Source organism: Paenibacillus hebaui, from assembly GCF_051934385.1.
Taxonomy (GTDB): Bacteria; Bacillota; Bacilli; order Paenibacillales; family Paenibacillaceae; genus Paenibacillus.
The window spans coordinates 5,886,269-5,903,243 of sequence record NZ_CP196836.1 but is presented as its reverse complement, the minus strand read 5'-3'; the positions used below and the strand labels follow the sequence as shown (position 1 = coordinate 5,903,243).

17 protein-coding genes and 1 pseudogene are annotated in these 16,975 nt (G+C 45.5%); 9 read left to right on the top strand and 9 right to left on the bottom strand.

Translation table 11 applies throughout. From position 1 onward, the window contains the following. Nucleotides 1–133: 133 nt before the first annotated feature. The gene (locus ACR32F_RS26750) at nt 134–1,183 is read right to left on the bottom strand and encodes a glycoside hydrolase family 53 protein (RefSeq protein WP_440112459.1); all 1,050 of its coding nucleotides are present in this window, start codon (nt 1,181–1,183) and stop codon (nt 134–136) included. A 531-nt stretch (nt 1,184–1,714) separates the two neighbouring features. Beyond that, nucleotides 1,715–1,942 carry a hypothetical protein gene (locus ACR32F_RS26745; protein WP_440112457.1) on the bottom strand — a complete coding sequence of 76 codons (228 nt, stop codon included), beginning with the start codon at nt 1,940–1,942 and terminating at the stop codon, nt 1,715–1,717. 479 nt (nt 1,943–2,421) lie between these two features. Here ACR32F_RS26745 and ppk1 point away from each other — a divergent pair, with 479 nt between their 5' ends. Then, a complete protein-coding gene (gene ppk1 / locus ACR32F_RS26740) occupies nt 2,422–4,503 on the top strand; it encodes a polyphosphate kinase 1 (RefSeq protein ID WP_440112455.1) in 2,082 nt (693 codons plus the stop codon). Here the strand turns inward: ppk1 and ACR32F_RS26735 are convergent. Both ACR32F_RS26735 and ACR32F_RS26730 read right to left on the bottom strand, forming a co-directional pair. Beyond that, the gene (locus tag ACR32F_RS26735) at nt 4,463–5,989 is read right to left on the bottom strand and encodes a Ppx/GppA phosphatase family protein (protein ID WP_440112453.1); all 1,527 of its coding nucleotides are present in this window, start codon (nt 5,987–5,989) and stop codon (nt 4,463–4,465) included. The two genes, ppk1 and ACR32F_RS26735, sit on opposite strands and share 41 nt — an antisense overlap. Nucleotides 5,990–6,015: 26 nt before the next feature. Next, nucleotides 6,016–6,270, bottom strand: a complete 255-nt coding sequence (locus ACR32F_RS26730) for a hypothetical protein (RefSeq protein ID WP_440112451.1) — start codon at nt 6,268–6,270, stop codon at nt 6,016–6,018. Between the two features lie 237 nt (nt 6,271–6,507). Between ACR32F_RS26730 and ACR32F_RS26725 the strand changes: the two genes are divergently transcribed. Both ACR32F_RS26725 and ACR32F_RS26720 read left to right on the top strand, forming a co-directional pair. Beyond that, entirely contained in the window at nt 6,508–7,167 is a 660-nt protein-coding gene (locus tag ACR32F_RS26725; protein WP_440112449.1) for a YheC/YheD family protein, read from the top strand. A gap of 356 nt (nt 7,168–7,523) precedes the next feature. Further along, nucleotides 7,524–7,667 (top strand): sporulation histidine kinase inhibitor Sda, encoded by a 144-nt coding sequence (locus tag ACR32F_RS26720; RefSeq protein WP_017692430.1) that lies wholly within the window; start codon nt 7,524–7,526, stop codon nt 7,665–7,667. A gap of 21 nt (nt 7,668–7,688) precedes the next feature. Here the strand turns inward: ACR32F_RS26720 and ACR32F_RS26715 are convergent, their stop codons facing one another. Both ACR32F_RS26715 and ACR32F_RS26710 read right to left on the bottom strand, forming a co-directional pair. Continuing rightward, the gene (locus ACR32F_RS26715) at nt 7,689–7,940 is read right to left on the bottom strand and encodes a hypothetical protein (RefSeq protein WP_440112446.1); all 252 of its coding nucleotides are present in this window, start codon (nt 7,938–7,940) and stop codon (nt 7,689–7,691) included. Between the two features lie 85 nt (nt 7,941–8,025). Beyond that, nucleotides 8,026–9,000, bottom strand: a complete 975-nt coding sequence (locus tag ACR32F_RS26710; RefSeq protein ID WP_440120025.1) for an NAD(P)/FAD-dependent oxidoreductase — start codon at nt 8,998–9,000, stop codon at nt 8,026–8,028. 533 nt (nt 9,001–9,533) lie between these two features. On the opposite strand from ACR32F_RS26710, the gene ACR32F_RS26705 reads away from it, so the two are divergent. Beyond that, entirely contained in the window at nt 9,534–10,727 is a 1,194-nt protein-coding gene (locus ACR32F_RS26705; protein ID WP_440112445.1) for an NAD(P)/FAD-dependent oxidoreductase, read from the top strand. Beyond that, nucleotides 10,724–10,978 (top strand): hypothetical protein, encoded by a 255-nt coding sequence (locus tag ACR32F_RS26700; RefSeq protein ID WP_440112443.1) that lies wholly within the window; start codon nt 10,724–10,726, stop codon nt 10,976–10,978. The genes ACR32F_RS26705 and ACR32F_RS26700 overlap by 4 nt, the downstream gene beginning before the upstream one ends. Nucleotides 10,979–11,321: 343 nt before the next feature. Here the strand turns inward: ACR32F_RS26700 and hemQ are convergent, their stop codons facing one another. Continuing rightward, nucleotides 11,322–12,068 (bottom strand): hydrogen peroxide-dependent heme synthase, encoded by a 747-nt coding sequence (hemQ, locus tag ACR32F_RS26695; protein WP_017692434.1) that lies wholly within the window; start codon nt 12,066–12,068, stop codon nt 11,322–11,324. A gap of 415 nt (nt 12,069–12,483) precedes the next feature. Here hemQ and ACR32F_RS26690 point away from each other — a divergent pair, with 415 nt between their 5' ends. Together ACR32F_RS26690 and ACR32F_RS26685 are read left to right on the top strand one after the other, a co-directional pair. Next, on the top strand, nt 12,484–12,777 hold the full coding sequence (locus tag ACR32F_RS26690; protein WP_440112441.1) for a YuiB family protein: 294 nt from the start codon (nt 12,484–12,486) through the stop codon (nt 12,775–12,777). Between the two features lie 360 nt (nt 12,778–13,137). Continuing rightward, nucleotides 13,138–14,673: a helicase DnaB gene (locus ACR32F_RS26685; protein ID WP_440112439.1), complete on the top strand. Its 1,536-nt coding sequence runs from the start codon at nt 13,138–13,140 to the stop codon at nt 14,671–14,673. A gap of 109 nt (nt 14,674–14,782) precedes the next feature. Here ACR32F_RS26685 and ACR32F_RS26680 read toward each other — a convergent pair whose 3' ends face one another. Then, nucleotides 14,783–15,604 carry a hypothetical protein gene (locus tag ACR32F_RS26680; protein WP_440112437.1) on the bottom strand — a complete coding sequence of 274 codons (822 nt, stop codon included), beginning with the start codon at nt 15,602–15,604 and terminating at the stop codon, nt 14,783–14,785. A gap of 660 nt (nt 15,605–16,264) precedes the next feature. On the opposite strand from ACR32F_RS26680, the gene ACR32F_RS26675 reads away from it, so the two are divergent. Further along, complete coding sequence (locus tag ACR32F_RS26675; protein ID WP_440120084.1) at nt 16,265–16,510, top strand: hypothetical protein; 246 nt, start codon at nt 16,265–16,267, stop codon at nt 16,508–16,510. Here ACR32F_RS26675 and ACR32F_RS26670 read toward each other — a convergent pair. After that, nucleotides 16,480–16,572, bottom strand: a pseudogene (locus tag ACR32F_RS26670) (hypothetical protein); the annotation flags it as partial. The gene ACR32F_RS26675 and the pseudogene ACR32F_RS26670 overlap by 31 nt on opposite strands. Here ACR32F_RS26670 and ACR32F_RS26665 point away from each other — a divergent pair. After that, complete coding sequence (locus tag ACR32F_RS26665; protein WP_440112435.1) at nt 16,558–16,863, top strand: hypothetical protein; 306 nt, start codon at nt 16,558–16,560, stop codon at nt 16,861–16,863. The pseudogene ACR32F_RS26670 and the gene ACR32F_RS26665 sit on opposite strands and share 15 nt — an antisense overlap. Nucleotides 16,864–16,975: the final 112 nt, after the last annotated feature.

Below are 16,975 nucleotides of genomic sequence, written 5' to 3'. Positions count from 1 at the left end.
TTTGTATCCTAATTTCAACTTATAAAAAGTTGTTCAAGAAATGAGGATACAACAGCGATCGAAAGAACGATCCGACCCCGGAACGGTCACCCGGCTGATTTATTAGACTCTTCGTTAAGTGAAGAGTCTCACCTTAGTCAATAAATCCTTCCATTACTGCCGTTGGCATCATATTGGACTGCCATGCGCCTTTGCCGTAGCCGCCGTTGTATCCTGGTGTAGCCTGAGGCTCCCAGTAGAATACACCTTTACCTTTGCCATTTGGCAGATTGCGGATTTGGTTTTTCATCGCAGCTACAAAACTTTTTCCAGCCGCAGCCTGATTATTATCCATGCCGATTTCGGAGATAATGATCTCTTTGCCATAGCGGTTGATCATATCCTTGGCGTTATTCACCGTATTTGTAACCGCCGTATTCCAGCCGGAAGCCGAAGGGTAGAGAGACATAGCGATCATGTCAAAGTTGGCTCCGTTATTGATCAGGCCACCGATGTTCCATACATAGAGGGCGTTATCATCTCCACCGGCGAGGTGCACAATCGTTTTGGTGCCAGTGCTGATCGATTTTACGGCATTATGACCTGTGTTCACCAGCCACGCATAGTTTTTCATGTTTGTGGATGCTTTCCCATCTTCCCATAACATGCCGTTGCTTGTTTCATTACCGACCTGTACCCAGTCAGGAGTTACGCCTTTACTTTGCATAGCCGTCATGACTTCACGTGTGTGATTCCATACGGCATCCATTAGCTGCTGGAACGTGTAGTTTTTCCAGGCGGCAGGCTTGGTTTGTTTACCCGGATCAGCCCAGGAATCGCTGTAGTGTAAGGTCAGCATCACACTCATGCCTGCATTTTTGGCACGCTGTGCTAGAGAGGCAGCACGATCCTTATTCATGTAACCGTTACCAAAATCATTCGAAGGGTTAACAAACACCCGAATACGAACAGAGTTAATCTGATAATCCTTTTTCAAAATATCAATAATATCACGCTGTACGCCGTTTTTGTCTTTCCATTTGTAGCCTTGCGCTTCCATGGCCGGAACCCAACTGATGTCGGCTCCTTTGGCGAAGCTGGGTGCTGCGCTGGCATGTTGGCCAGCGGGCAGCATGATGGAGGTGAATAACAAAACAAAAACCAGAGCAATTGATGTTTTGAAACCCCTTACATTTTTGAACATTATAATATTCCTCCTCGAATATGGGTTGAGTTGCCTCCTCATTATAGCGGTTTCGGTTTACTCCACTAAAGGGTCTATTTCCAATATTTTGGTTGTTTTTTCAACCTCTCCTCGAAAAAAGACAAAACAAAAAGCCGTCCGAAGACGGCTTTTCTACCCGTGGCGCTTTTTAAAACCTTGATCCGTATCCCGCGCCTCCACCAGACTCATTTAATTTGAGCTAGTGGATCGGGTAAGGGACACGTTCAACATGTCATTAGAAATGTTGACGCACCTCCTTTCCTTGTGGCAAGAGTATACAACATCCTGTTTCAGAAAGCTAGTCTTTTTTTCTTATTCAAGAGGTTGTTCAAGAAGTCCGCTTTTGATTACGAAGGATGCCTAGTGGCATCATCAGCATCGAAGTTGGAATTCAGCCGAAATGTCCGTTGCTCACGTCGTTTTCCCTACGCTCCGCTACTCCATTTCTAGCTTCATCCCATCTTCTCGGTACTGAAAACCGGTCTTTTTGAACACGCACTTCAAGCACAATTATTTCTCGGTCTGGAACATCGTGATATCGCGGTCATAATGACTCTTTGTACCGTTCTCGTTGAGGATACGCACGCTGTCTTCGCTGATCCGCTCCACGATGCCACGGCCCACTTCACAGTACACACCAGCAGGATCTTCTTGCCATGCCGATACCATACATTGGGATAATGCAGCTGTGAAAAATTCTATATTTTTTTGCAGCGTTCTAGGTTTATTGGATTTCATTATATACTCCTTTAACAGATACAATTTTGGAATGAGAACAACAATCGGACCATTTTACACTGTACATCACTTTACTCGGTCTACTGTTCTTTGTAAAGGGATGGAAAAAGTTATCGTCATGAGGTATCATTTACATAAATTTTACACAGCTTTTACATTGCGCTGACGCTTGAAGCCGATTACGAATAGTACAATTAAATTACAGCACCAATAAAAAATTGAACTAAACATTTACATGAGAACGGAGGGGACAGAAATAACCAGAAGAAGCGGAGCTAAAAGCTTTCTGAAAGAAAGCTGCATCGGAAGCATACGCTTCGCCTTTATCCCCGGATTTTCCCCTTTGAAAAAGGGAATCAATAAAATCTGGGGATAACAGCGATCGGAAGGTTGTTCTGTCATCGGAGTGGCAAGTGTAAATATCCTTTAGTTTAATTTTTCTAACAAGAAATGACACGCAACACATTCGGAGGCCATACATGCATAGAGATGTCAAAACAGGAAACTACGTTAACCGTGATTTAAGTTGGGTGGAGTTCAATCGTCGCGTGCTCCAAGAGGCTCAGGACCCCACAACACCTCTGCTGGAACGCATGAAATTTCTCGGCATTGTTGCCAGTAATCTGGACGAGTTCGTAAGTGTAAGAGTAGCAGAGACCAAAGAGAAGATTAAAGCAGGCTTTACACAAAAAGACTTTACAGGATACACCCCTTCCGGATTGTATCGCAGATTGATTAAACGAACCGGGACCATGGTCGCCGAGCAGTATAAAACCTATCGTGAACTCATTCGTCTTCTCGCCAAGAAAGGCGTGAATTTTCAGGAATATATGGATCTTAATGTGACGCAACAGCGAGCGATGGATCAGTATTTTCATGAGATTATTTTCCCAGTATTAACGCCCATGGCTATTGATTCGAGCCGTCCATTCCCATTGGTGCACAATAAGTCTGTATATCTGTCTGTGATGCTGCAGAAGGAAGAAGAGCAGGAGGACGAGCCGTTCCTGGCTATTGTTCAGGTACCTTCCAATCTGCCCCGGGTGATTCAGGTGCCCCTTCGGGCGAACAGTAAAAAGAAGACGTTCATTCTGATTGAGGATCTGATCAAACATCATATTCATACCCTCTTCAGCGGGTACGTTCCTCTGGCTGTACAGGAATTCCGGGTGACTCGTAATGCGGATCTTTTCATTAATGAAGAAGAAGCTGAGGATTTGCTCGAAGCCATTGAGAAGGAGCTACGGCGCAGACGTCGGGGAGCCCCGGTACGACTGGAAGTGTGCAAGGATTTCCGTCCGGATGCACTGCTTGAATTGCAGGAAGAGTTCGATATTCAGGACCCGGTGTACGAAATCGATGGACCACTGGATCTGAGCTTTCTGGCCGGGTTTGTGGATAGCCTGGAAGGGTTCACTCATCTGAAATATAGTCCGGTGCAGCCTGTATATCCGCTGGAGTTCCTTCCACGGGAGAGCCACTTCGAACTGCTTCGCAAACGGGACGTGCTCGTTCATCATCCATATGAATCGTTCGAACCGGTTACGGATTTTGTTGTCGAGGCTTCGGAAGATCCACGAGTGATGGCGATCAAAATGACGTTATACCGGGTGAACGGGGATTCCCGTCTCATTCCTGCCCTGGCTCATGCGGCGGAGAGTGGCAAGCAGGTAACGGTTGTTGTCGAATTGAAAGCTCGTTTTGATGAAGAACGCAATATTGCATGGGCCCGCAAGCTGGAGAAGGCAGGGTGTCACGTCGTATATGGATTGGTCGGATTGAAAACCCATGCGAAGATTATTCTCGTTGTACGCAGGGAACAGAATGGTCTGAGAAGGTATGTACACGTTGGGACAGGTAATTATAATGAAAGTACAGCCAAAGTGTATACCGATGTGGGACTGTTTACTTCCAACCCCATCATTGGCGAAGATGCATCGGAATTGTTCAATGAGATTACCGGATATTCCGGTCCAAAGGCACTGCAGGCATTCCGTGTGGCTCCAGATGGCATGAAGGAAGAGCTGTTCGCGCTCATTCGCCGGGAAACGGAGCATGCGCTGAAGGGGCAACGCTCCAGAATCATTGCCAAGATCAATTCTTTATCCCACCAGGATATCATTGATGAATTATATCTGGCGTCTCAAGCCGGAGTGCAGATCGATCTGATCGTGCGCGGCGTGTGCTGTCTACGTCCTGGTGTAGAGGGGCTTAGTGAGAATATTCGTGTGATCAGCATTGTAGATCGGTTTCTGGAACACTCCAGACTGTTTTATTTCGAAAATAGCGGGAACCCGGATGTGTATCTGTCCAGCGCAGACTGGATGACCCGTAATTTGAAGCGGAGAATTGAGCTGATGTGTCCTGTATTCGATCCCGAGCTGAAAAAGATGCTGGTCGACATTTTAAATCTGTCCCTCATGGATAATGTGAAGGCGAGAGAACTGATGCCTGGCGGCAATTATGTATTTGTGCAAAATGAAAAGCCCCCGCTGAGAAGCCAGACGGAGGCATTGGGCATTATTCCTTGGAAGCCTGCTGAATGGAGTGCGTTAACGTAACTCCCCAGGCTTCCTGCAAATCTTTGACGGCATCTTCCAGGCCGCTTAGTTCCAGTAACGGCTCTGCTGTACAGATCAATTGTATCTGCAGCGAGTCGTTTTCTTTTGCTGTTTTTATGGCGGTAATACTCTCTGAGCGATTAATGGCCTCGACCACGCGGAGCAGAGAGCCCAGACGATGGGCATGCCGGTCATCCGAAGCCTTCAGAACGTCCTTATGCTTATGAAGCAGCTGGGGCGTTCTTTTTTTTGGATGATACCCGGCTGCAATGGCACTTAGTATCGTTTCCCGGTGAGAGAGTCCGTAGATGCTGGCATTCATAATCCAATAGGCCGAGTGCTGTGGATACCGGAAATAGTTAATCTGTTTCCCAGCCATATGCAGCATGGAAGAAGCGTACAGAATTCGGGCATCCGCAGAATCAGGTTTCTCACCTTGAAGAGCAGTATAAATTGTAATTGCGTCCAGATGAATCCGGTTCAAACGTTTCTCCGGAATCGGTGGACCAAAATGGATGAAGTTGCGAATGCTGTCCTTCAGCGCGTCAGGAACGACCGGCTGACCTGAAGCCAGGAGATCGCGTAACAATCCATCTCGTAACCCTGCTCCACTAACCACATAACGATCCCCCTGGATCATTCGGAAGACGGTCCGCAGAATCAATACACCAGGAACAATAATGTCGGCCCGATCCTTGGCGAGTCCGGGTACTTTCTTGCGCTGTGCCGAGGTAAGGTGCGGCAGAGAACGAGCGATGTTTTCCATCGCTTCTGCACCGATCTCATAATGATGCGTGACCGGCAATGAATATTGGGTTCTCTTCTGTTCAACTTTGGCCAGTGTACGCATGGTGCCACCAAGTCCAATGAGAGGCAGACCAGGATGTTGTCTGATCCAATCCTGTTCACTTAATGCTTGAATGACTTCATTGCAAAGTGCAGTAGCATTAGCCTCAGACCACTGATCTTCACCCCCATAACGGGCATGTGAGTTTACAGCACCGATGGGAAGTGAAATGCTGTGCAGTCTTTTCCGATCCCGGAATACGGTGATCTCGGTACTGCCGCCTCCAATATCCACGACATAGCCATCTGCCAGATCAATCGATTGAGTGACGCCGAGGAAACCATAGTAGGCTTCCTGATCGCCGGATACACACTCGATCTTAAGCCCCGTCTCGGTTTCCAGCCAACCTATAATTTGTATAGCATTACCTGCATTCCGAATAGCTGCGGTAGCTGCCGCGCGGATGAGCTTGGTTTGATAAGCTTCGCAGGTAGCCCTGAATTGTCGCAAAATGGTTATGGACGTGTCCAGTGAATGCCGCAGGATGGTACCATCTGCTTCAACAACATTGCTTAGACGAGCGGCATATTTGTCTTCATGAATGATTCGATAGGCTCCGTCCAGATCAAGTTCATAAATAACCAGACGAATGGAGTTGGAGCCGATATCGATGATTCCGATTGTTTCATTACGTGTCATAAGCATCTCCTTCTACAGGGGTTGATCTACCCAAAGTGCAGCAAGGCAGTCATGGCTTCCGGTGAACCCGGAGGTGTGGAGGAGAAGGGCGTGGTTAGCATAACAACAATGATAAAGACAATGAAACAGGCGAATAGAATACAGCTTGTTGCAAACCCGCGATTACGTTTTTTAATAAACAGTCGGATACCTGTAACAAAGAGAAGTACCGTAACGGCTACCAGAACGATCGACATTGCAACATAGGCTACGCCATATAGTGATTTGAAAAATACTTCCATTTGTTCTGAACGCTCCTTAGATCCTCATATTTAAGCCCTTCCAAGCTATTCCTTAGTTAGCATACGACAGATTGATTGGTTTGAAAAGCAAACCGGGCGCATGTTCCTGTTCCACTCCATCACCTCGGACACATTCCATGGAAAAGGGGCCCCAGCCTTAGACAGACATCCAAGAAAGCACGGCTCCTGTTGAGTATGTATAAGGAAGGACCATTGTTCAGGAGAGGAGATTAACCCATGTCGAGACAGCTTGCAAGCAAATGGCTAAAGACAGCGGCACTGATGAAATATCCGGTAGCAGCTGTTCATATTCCACAGACGATGGCGTTCAACTCGGGGAATCTGCTACACATGCTAAGTCGCTACGGAATGGTGTACATCAAACCGGTTGTCGGAGGTGGCGGTTATGGTGTCATTAGGGTATCCGCAAGTGGAGGGGCGTACCGATACACTCATATGAAAACAACTCGCTCTTTTGCCAGCTACGCTCAAATGTATCGCTCTCTGATTCGTGTAAAAGTCAGAAGAAAATATATGATCCAACAAGGGATTCATCTCGCGACCATTCAAGGAAGACCTGTCGATTACAGAGTCAAAGTCGTCAAGACGGCAAGGGGCTGGGTATTCCGTTCTTTGGTGGGACGACTTGCGCGTCCGGGACTGTGTGTAACGAACCTCAGCAAGGGAGGCACGATGCTGTCCGGCAGGAGAGCACTCGGGATGTCGCTGCCTCATATCTCTGGAAGACACAAACGTCGGGAGATGCGTTCACTTACACTCACCTGTACTCGTATCATGGAAACTCAGTTTCCAGGGGTCGGACAGCTTGGTTTTGATTATGGATTGGATCATTCAGGCAAGATATGGATTCTGGAAGTGAACACCAGACCGCAATGAAAATGGATGGAAAAGCTAAAAAAATGCAATAAAAAGCCGATAATGATTATAGAGAAAACCAAATAGAAAAAGTTTAAATTTTAAATGTTTGGGGTAATTTAGTCGCAACAAGTCTTGAAACTATGAATTTATTCTAAAAAAAATGTTCTGATGATCGTTCTGAATCTGCACGCAACGATCCTGTGTATAAATACTGTCCACATAATCCCCGTTGATCAATCAACATTTTTACCAATTATCAACAAACTATACACAGGATTTCCACATATCGTTGTGGATAACAAGAACGCTTGTTCTCTATATAAATCTCTGATATGATAGTTTTGAGGAAAAAAAAGGAAAGGTTGTGGCGGGAAATGGCTATGTTATCCGATGAGATGTTGTTGGATTCCTACCATAAGGCGATTGAGTTGAATCTCGAACGAGATTTCATCGCACTGCTGTTGGCAGAAATCCATAAGCGCAAACTGGGTACCGACGTATCTGCCATTCTTCACTAGAGATCCTCATTGCAGGCAATGTTACAGGTTTCCGGACATGTCCCATAGATGGACAGGCCATAGCGTGCTTGTCTGGCAATGGTGACAGTACATCATATGATTACAAACGTCCTCAGCTTCGTCTGCCATGTCAGGGGAAGTTTGAAGTACGTATGGGCTGTACGGTCCGGTATAATCGTCCAATTTGCCGCATTCTGACAGTCCCTGAAGGCAGTGGGGACAAGCCTGCTCCGGTACAACCAGACCGTTACACAGCGGGCATATATAAGACAAGGGTATCCCTCCTGATATTGAATTCATTCAGGAGTAAGATACCCTTTTTTGTGTATTTTATGTTCTATAACATTCCAAAAAGGAATTAACGCTTCATGTTACTGCTGTGTCCCGGGGACAACTTCGCATCAGGGTCAAAGTAGACCTTGGCGTTGTTCACGGCGGTTGGTGCCTCACCGAAGCCGACAGCAATCAGTTTCAGCTTGCCTGGATAGGTTGTAATATCTCCTGCTGCATAAATCCCTGGGATGGACGTTTCCATACGGGAATCCACGACAATGGAGTTACTATCAATTTCAATGCCCCATTCGGCGATCGGTCCAAGGGAAGAGACAAATCCGAAGTTGACGATGACGTCATCCACTTCGATTTCCTGAGTTTCCTTGGTTTTGACATGAGAGAGAGTAACCTTGGTAATGGTGTCGTCCCCATGAAGTTCCGTAATCTCGGTCGGTGTAATCACATTGACCTTGGAATTCATCAGGTTCTCGACACTGTGCTCATGCGCACGGAATTTATCCCGGCGATGGATCAAGGTGACTTGCTCAGCGATGGGTTCCAGCATAAGCGCCCAGTCTACGGCGGAGTCACCGCCACCACTGATTAGCACTTTTTTACCAGCGAATGCGTTCAGATCACTGATAAAGTAGTGCAGGTTCGCTTTTTCAAACTTGGCCGCACCATCCAGTTCCAGACGACGTGGTTCAAAAGCACCTACACCAGCCGTAATAATAACCGCTTTGGCATGATATTCATTCACATCAGTTTTGACAACAAAGTGGCGTTCTTCTAACTTCTCTACCGATACAACCTTTTCCTCAAGACGGATATTCGGGTTGAAATGGTTCATTTGCTCCACCAGGTTATTCACCAGTTCCTGAGCGGTAACTTTCGGGAATCCGGCTACATCATAGATGTATTTCTCTGGGTAAAGAGCGGCAAGTTGTCCACCAAGTTGGGGCATACTTTCAACGAGAGTGACGGATGCCTGACGCATTCCTCCGTAAAACGCGGCGAACAGGCCCGCAGGGCCGCCACCAATAATAAGCAAATCGGTCATGTCATGACCGGCAGTTTGTGCAGTCAAGAATCAACAACACCTTTCTTATTTAATAGGTAGTTAACAGAAATAATAGAGCCGGTACTGATCGTAACCAGCATTTGTTGCTGAACTGTCTTTCTCATTATAAACGGTGTATGCAGGGTTGCAAGGTGGGTAGTTTGATGAATCTTGGAACAATAGATGAAGATCAGGTGATAATAGGATGAAATTGGAAATGAAAGGTTATGAAAGATAACAAAAAAAACCTTGATCTTTGCCAGAAATACAGATATCCTTGACCTGTACTATGTGTTTTTTTGTCTAATTTAGAGACCATTTGTAATGTGAAGACAACATCCGCGTTTTGTTAAATCTTGTGTATATTTTCACAATTTTAACCGATAACTTGCATGCAAAAAGTTCAAATAAATTCGCGAAGTTAACATTTGTCGTCATAATGGGCAAGACCTCATCAATATGGGTAAGTAAGAGCCTTTCTACAACAAAACAAACGAACGGTTGATGTGAGCGAAACCGGAAGGGGTATAGACATGAGCAGTATTCCCAAAATCGTCATCCTCGGCGCGGGCTATGGCGGGATTCTGACAGCCCAGCGGCTGCAGAAGGAATTAAACTATAACGAGGCCGACGTCACATTGGTGAACCGGCATGATTATCATTATATTACTACACATCTACATATGCCGGCAGCCGGCACAGATACCATTGAACACGCAAGAGTTCCCATTTCGAAGCTGATTGATGAGTTCAAGATTGATCTGGTCAAATCCTCCGTGAAGGAGATTCGTCTGCAGGATCGGAAGATTATTCTCGAGGACGGCACATTATCCTATGATTATCTGATTATTGGACTTGGCGGGGAACCCGAGACTTTCGGTATTCCGGGTATGCTTGACCACGCGATGACGATTCGCAGCATTAACTCGGTCCGACGGATTCGCGAGCACATCGAATATCAATTTGCGATGTACAAAAACGACAACAAACGAAACCGTATTCGGTTTGTCGTAGGTGGAGCTGGCTTCAGTGGTGTGGAATTCGTAGCTGAACTTGCGGATCGCATTCCCCAGTTGTGCAAGGAGTTCGACGTGAATCCCAAAGATGTGCATATCTACAATGTAGAGGCAGCGCCTTCGGCTTTGCCTGGATTTGACCCGGAACTGGTGGAACATGCGATGAACGTGCTGAAGAAGAAGGGAGTTACCTTCAAAATCGGTGTTCCAATCAAGCAATGTCTCCCGGATGGAGTTATTGTGGGTGAGGGTGAAAAGCTCGATGCAGCCACGGTGGTATGGACCGGCGGTATACGCGGTAACTCGCTGCTTGAACAGGCAGGTCTTGAAGTGATGCGGGGACGCGTGAAAGTGGACGATTATCTGCGTGCCCCGGGACACGAGCATGTCTATGTCATCGGTGACAATTCACTTGTCTTCAGCCCGGAAGGACGGCCATATCCGCCGACCGCCCAGATTGCGATGCAACAGGGTGTAAACTGCGCGAAGAACGTCGTGGCATCCATTCGCAAGAAACAGCCTCAACCTTTTGTATTTACGAGCAAAGGTACGGTTGCTTCTTTGGGGAGAGGTGAAGCCATTGCCGTTGTGGGTGACAAGAAATACAAGGGCTGGAAAGCGGCTCAGTTGAAGAAGCTGGTTGATCTGCGGTATTTGTTCATCATAGGTGGCATTCCGCTGGTACTGAAGAAAGGGCGGTTTTTTGGATGAGACATTGCAGTGTTCAGGTCCGGGGACTACTCACAAGGGATGAACTGGATCGATATAACGCCCTGATGCAGGTTGGCGGTTATCTGGAGGAACAGGATCAGTACGATCTGGCCTACATCGTTCAGAAAGAAGTCGATATTCTCATTTTGCCTGCAATCGAGCGGCTTAAGGAGAAGGGACGCGATCGTGACCGGGCCACAGCCGAGTTTCTGGAGTCTCTGAAAGCGGTTGATGAAGAGGATCAGGATTAAGAGTATCAGGTTCTACGAATGACCACGATTGATCTGTGGAACTCGAATAGTCTGTTCCACAAGTACCGAATAGGATGTATTTATAGAGGTTGTTCAAAAAGTCCGCTTTTGATTACGAATCATGCCTAGCGGCATCATCAGCATCGAAGTTGAAATTCAGCCGAAATGTCCGTTGCTCACGTCGTTTTCCCTACGCTCCGCTACTCCATTTCTAGCTTCATTTCATCTTCTCGGTACTGAAAAACAGACTTTTTGAACACGCACTTTTAGCATGACAAAAAGCACCGCCGACAGCATCCTTCACAGGAGGTGTCGCGGTGCTTTATTTTGCGTTGAGCTATTTTTACAGCTTGAGCATCTCTTCCAGTTTTTCCTCATTCAGCAGACTTCCCACATAGAAGGAGCCGAATTCGCCATAACGGGCGCTGACTTCATCAAAGCGCATCTCGTAAACGAGCTTTTTGAATTGCAGTGCATCATCCGCAAACAGCGTAACGCCCCATTCCCAATCATCGAAACCAACGGAACCGGTAATAATCTGTTTCACTTTGCCCGCATAGCTGCGGCCAATCATGCCATGGCTGCGCATCATCGTGCGGCGCTCGTCCATGGAGAGCATGTACCAGTTGTCGTTCAACTCACGTTTTTTGTTCATTGGATAGAAGCAAATGTATTGTCGCTGTGGCAGAACCGGCTTGAGACGGGCGATGATTTCGGGGTTCTGCATCGGGTCTTCGCCTTCTTTGCCCAGATAGTTACTCAGTTCCACGACACTAACGTAGGAATACGATTTGGTGGTGTACTGGGCAAACATCGTCTTGTTGAACGCATTCTCGACTGCCTTCAGATCTTCCAGCGTTTCACGCAGGTGCATCATGCAAAGGTCAGCCTTTTGTCCAACTACGGTATAAACGACCGTGCTTCCTTGGGATGAATTCTCGACTTCTTTCCATTCCTTCCAGAATTCCTCCAGCTCATCCAGTGCTACGGCACGCTCCTCATCATCGGCTGCTTTCCAGGCGGCCCAGTTAATCGAGCGGAAGTCATGCAGGGCGTACCAGCCCTCCAGTGTTGATGCGGCTTCGTTCATTGGTTGTGTTCCTCCTGCAAGGTATATTTCCAAATCCCTATAAGAGGTTGTTCAAAAAGTCCGCTTTTGATTACGAATCATGCCTGGTGGCATCATCAGCATCGAATATGGCATTCAGCCGAAATGTCCGTTGCTCACGTCGTTTTCCCTACGCTCCGCTACTCCATTTCTAGCTTCATTCCATCTTCTCGGTACTGAAAACCAGTCTTTTTGAACACGCACTATAAGGGACGGTTGAGTACTTTATCGTTTTCATTGTATCCCAATATGAAGCAGAAGGGCAAATGAACAGAGGGTGAATTTAGGGAAATTTGTCCAGAAAGTTCGTTGCTTCGCCACATTTTTTGCGGTACACTAACTACTAGCCGGAGGAGAAACCCGAGAGTGTGTTGAAAGAAGAGGTGAACGTTACCCGATGCAATTTATACCTGTGCTGGTATTGATGGTGTTATTTTTCGTTATGATGTTTGGTATCGGTTTCATTCTAAATATGTTGATGAAGACGACCTGGTTTCCGTCCTACCTGTTTATCATTGTCATCCTGCCTGTCGTTGTGTATTCCCTGTGGGATCATACGACATCTCTGATGTCACATCTGGGTTCTTTCCATATGGTAGACTATATGACCGGCATAGCCGGACTGGCGGGAGCGGTAATCAGTGGCTGGACGATCCAGAAGTTGCGTCTGGGTGGGTACAGAATGTTTTAGTCTGCCCGCCAAACAGAATGGTGCATTTGCTTGGCTGTGATTGTCGTCAAGGTCTTGCCTTTGTCGCAAACGCTTACGCGCACAGAGGGAAGGCTTTTTGCTATGCTTTCATTCAAGTGGGAATGAATATACGTCTGCACTTCATATACATATGGAGAACATTTTCTATATATCTTCACTTGTTTTATATGGCTGTAGCTTTTATAGTATTCTAGCAACTCTGCGAAAACGTGAATGATGTCGACCTAGGACGAAACGGAGCGAGAATGGGTTCGTTTTTTACCTGTTTTTGAACATTTGAGGATCAGACATTTATGATAGAATAGATAAACATACATTTGGGGAGAAGGAGATCAAGCTATGCGCATGAAGAATTTGCACCATTATACTGAACATCATCGCTACTGTGTGTACAGGGAGTTTGGACTCAGCGCCCTGGATGACCGCATGCTTACGGGAGCGTATCAGCCTATGGTAGGTGCCTTTGCGATTGGCTTGTATCGATTGTTATTTCAGCATCTTCCCGGTGAACAGGTCGGTTATTCGCCGCTTGAACAGCAACGGAGGCTGTTCATGACGCTTGGACTTGAGCCGAGCGAGAAGGGCCGCAAGTATTTGGTGGAGCAGGCATCCAAGCTGGAAGCCGTGGGATTGCTTCAGACTTCACGGCTATATATTCCGGAAAATGATGATTACATTTATGAATATGAGCTGCAGCCTCCGCTCTCTCCGTCCGAATTTTTCCGAACACAGCATTTGACACTGCTGCTTCGTGACAAGATCGGCAAGTTTGCCGTACTTTCACTGCGCTCCGGATTTTCGGCTATAGAGAGCGGTGAAGCGCCTTACCCGGCAGCCAATAAAGAGAATATTTCTGTTCCCTTTTACGATATATTTGAATTGAATACCCATGTGATTGATTATGAATTGGAGCAGGCATTGTCGGAAGTATCGACTTCGGCTCAGCGGACTGGCACAAATGATGCAGCGGAGGAAAATAGTCTAAACTATGCCGACATTATACTGCGTTTTCCGCGCGAGTCAGTTAATCGCCGCCATGTAGAGCAGCTTCGGTTCGACCATGAACAACTGGGCATTGTAAATTATGTGGTGAACAAGTTCGATCTCAGCGTACAGGATGTATGTCGCTTGCTGGATGAAGATGATATCTTCAGCCCGCAGGGCCAGCTCATTCTGGATGACCTCCAGCACAAGGCAAGCCTGCAGTTCAGGCAGACCAAGAAGCGCCATGAGCAGCAGACGGTACAGGCGGCGAAGGTAGTGGCATTGAGGCAGCATATGGAAGAACCTGAACGGAAAGAGGATTCTGGTGAACCACCGGTCGAGCATGGGGTACAGATGGAATACTACGTCGAAGTGCCTCCGCAATTTATGACCAAGTGTGATATTCATCAATACAATATGATGCTGCGTAATGAGCCGTATACCCGCCTGCTACAGACGTTTTTCCCTGGCGCAGTGCCGGACAACCTGATCGATATATTTGAGAAAATTGATCTGAGCTACAAGTTGCCAGGTGAAGTCATCAATGTATTGATCCATTATTTGATGGCATTACTAGTGTCCGGCGGTGAGCAGCGAATCAATCGTAACTTCGTTGAGGCGATTGCTTCCAACATGTTGTTGAAGCAGGTAAACTCATATGAGAAGGCCGTTCAATATATTCGTGATCAGGCCAAGGTTAAAGGCAAGCAGGCTGCTGGTGCAGCTGGAACCCGTACCCGTACATACGGCAAAGGAACCAAAGCCAAGCCCGAAATTCCGATTGTACAAGACATAGGCATCGAAGGCGACGCAGTATCTGAGGAAGAGTTCGAAGAGATGATGCGATTCGCTCAGCAGATGCAGGCGAGTAAGCAAAAAGGAACTTCTTAATTTTTTGAATAAAATCAAAAAGGCGAGTCCCCGTTTGAACGGAGACTCGTCCTTTTGCTATATAAGTTGAACTAAAGAAACGTAAGTTACGTTCAATCAAATCTTTTCATCATTTTGCAGGATATTTATCTAATTTAAACCACTGCTGAAAATCTTTCTGAGTAATCTTTTTTACAGGCTTAACTTTTTTGTTTTCTGTATCGTATCTGAAAAGAATCAATTGATCAGAAGGATACTCACTAATGTAATCAATACTTTTTCCGTTCTTATGCCATAAAATTAAACCTGTGCTAATATAGTTGGTTGCCCGAGGGAGATAAACAAAACTATCTTTCTTAGTATTGTATATTGCCAAAGTGCTTTTCTCCGTATTTCCGTAAGAAAATGCAATTTTATCTTCTTTTGGTGACCAATTATATGAGGCTATTGTTTCTACACCTTGCTTACCTGCTTTTTCAAGACGATCGTTTAAAATCGTGTGCTTTCCTGTTTTAAGGTTCACGAGAATGAGGTTGCTGCCGGCACTTTTTTCTGCTTGGATAGCAATCCATTCATTAGATGGAGATTCAACAACACTAGTGATGTCCAATAATTTAACTTCATAATCTCTCGTTTGTAGGGTGTGCTTTTCTTTACCATGAGTAACTACAATTGTGTCAATTATGTTTTGCTCAAAATCTGCAGCAGCATTTTGCTTTAAGGTGTTCGCGGTTATCGTGATGCTGTCACCTTTCCAGACAATTTTAGTTGAGCCTGTCGTTTTTTTAAACTCAGGTATGCTCTGATACGTCGAAGAGTTCACAGAAGTTGAATTAGCAGCAATTGGAGCTACTGACTTATCAAGAGTATGAAACGAAGCTGATGCAGTTGATAATGTGCCCATGCTTCCTAAGACAATGACGCTTGATAATAAAACATTGGTGTATTTCAATATTATTTCTCCTTCGGTTGGGGAGGCGGTTACGTGATGTTATTCCCTCCAGATCGTTGTGATAATCCAGAAAAAACTACCTAACTTAAGAGCATTGCTTCTCTCTGCATGCGGAAAATCAGAAGACACTGATACTCTTTCCAATAGAGAAGAATCTAGCAAGTCAACAAGATAAGCCCCACCAATCAACAATACACCAACAAACACAGAAAGACTTATAGAACCAGCAGAGAAAGAAAAAATTAAGGACATCACAGCCACGATTTTAAAGAAGCATGAGGATGGGGTATAGAAAATATAAATTAAAACCTAACTTTCAATAGCTTGGTTACTCCAAACAGTCCAATAGGACTCCCTCAGAGACAAGAAAAATCATAAATGCTTATGATGCCTCATTCAGCTCCTGATAAATCGTAAATGCAAATAAAATCATATCTTCAAGAGTTCCCTAATAAAGCTTGCTGCAATGCACTTCTTAGTTCCTCAATGATGTGCTCCACCGTTCTTTGCTTATCCGTCAATCCTCTATGCAAATGAAAAAAGGATCAACCAGAAAGAACTGGTTGATCTCATAATACGAACGGGCAGGTTAGTTTAAGGACAAAAGGGAACAACATACCTCATATAGAATACTTTATCTCTAAAAGGGAGGGGAACACATTGCATAATAGGATGAATAAGAGACAATTTATTGAGATGACTGTTTTTAAAGAACAACGTTCTGTAGTATTTAAAGTTAATAATCAAGATGAATTCTTCCGTGGTGTATCTAAAGAATTAAATGAGGGCTACCTATTTGTTGAAACAGAAAAAGGCATAATCTTTAAATTTAAAATGGATGACATCATTGAGATTTATGCTATCAAGTCTTCATCCCCAAACATGACGGCTGTATCCAGGATTTGATCGTAATAACTGAAATCGTTGACTGGAATGAGATCGATACCTTTTTCTTGCTGCTTGCGCAAATTCCCGGCCTGTTCGCTGTGCTGGTTTTCCATTTTCCGACCGGAGGATGGTATCTGTACTACATCGTGACGCACCATCTGGCAAGCATGACGGACTGGATCATTGTATCCGTGTATTTTGTGATTGCCGTATATGTTCTAATTATTAAAGGCAATATGTGGCTGAAGGATATCCATTCGCCGTTTAATTTCTCCGACAAACAGATGGGGCCTTATCTGACCAAATTACTGCACAAACAAAAAGTAGGACCTTCCCGGGTGAACTGTACGCTATATAACGGACATTTCTAAAAAAAGACCTACATGGCTTCAAGAGGGTGATCTCTGTATTCTAAAGGGGTCACCCTTTTTAAATTCCCAAGTGCTTGATTGGTAAACAAGAGTTACAAACCGGCCATATGAT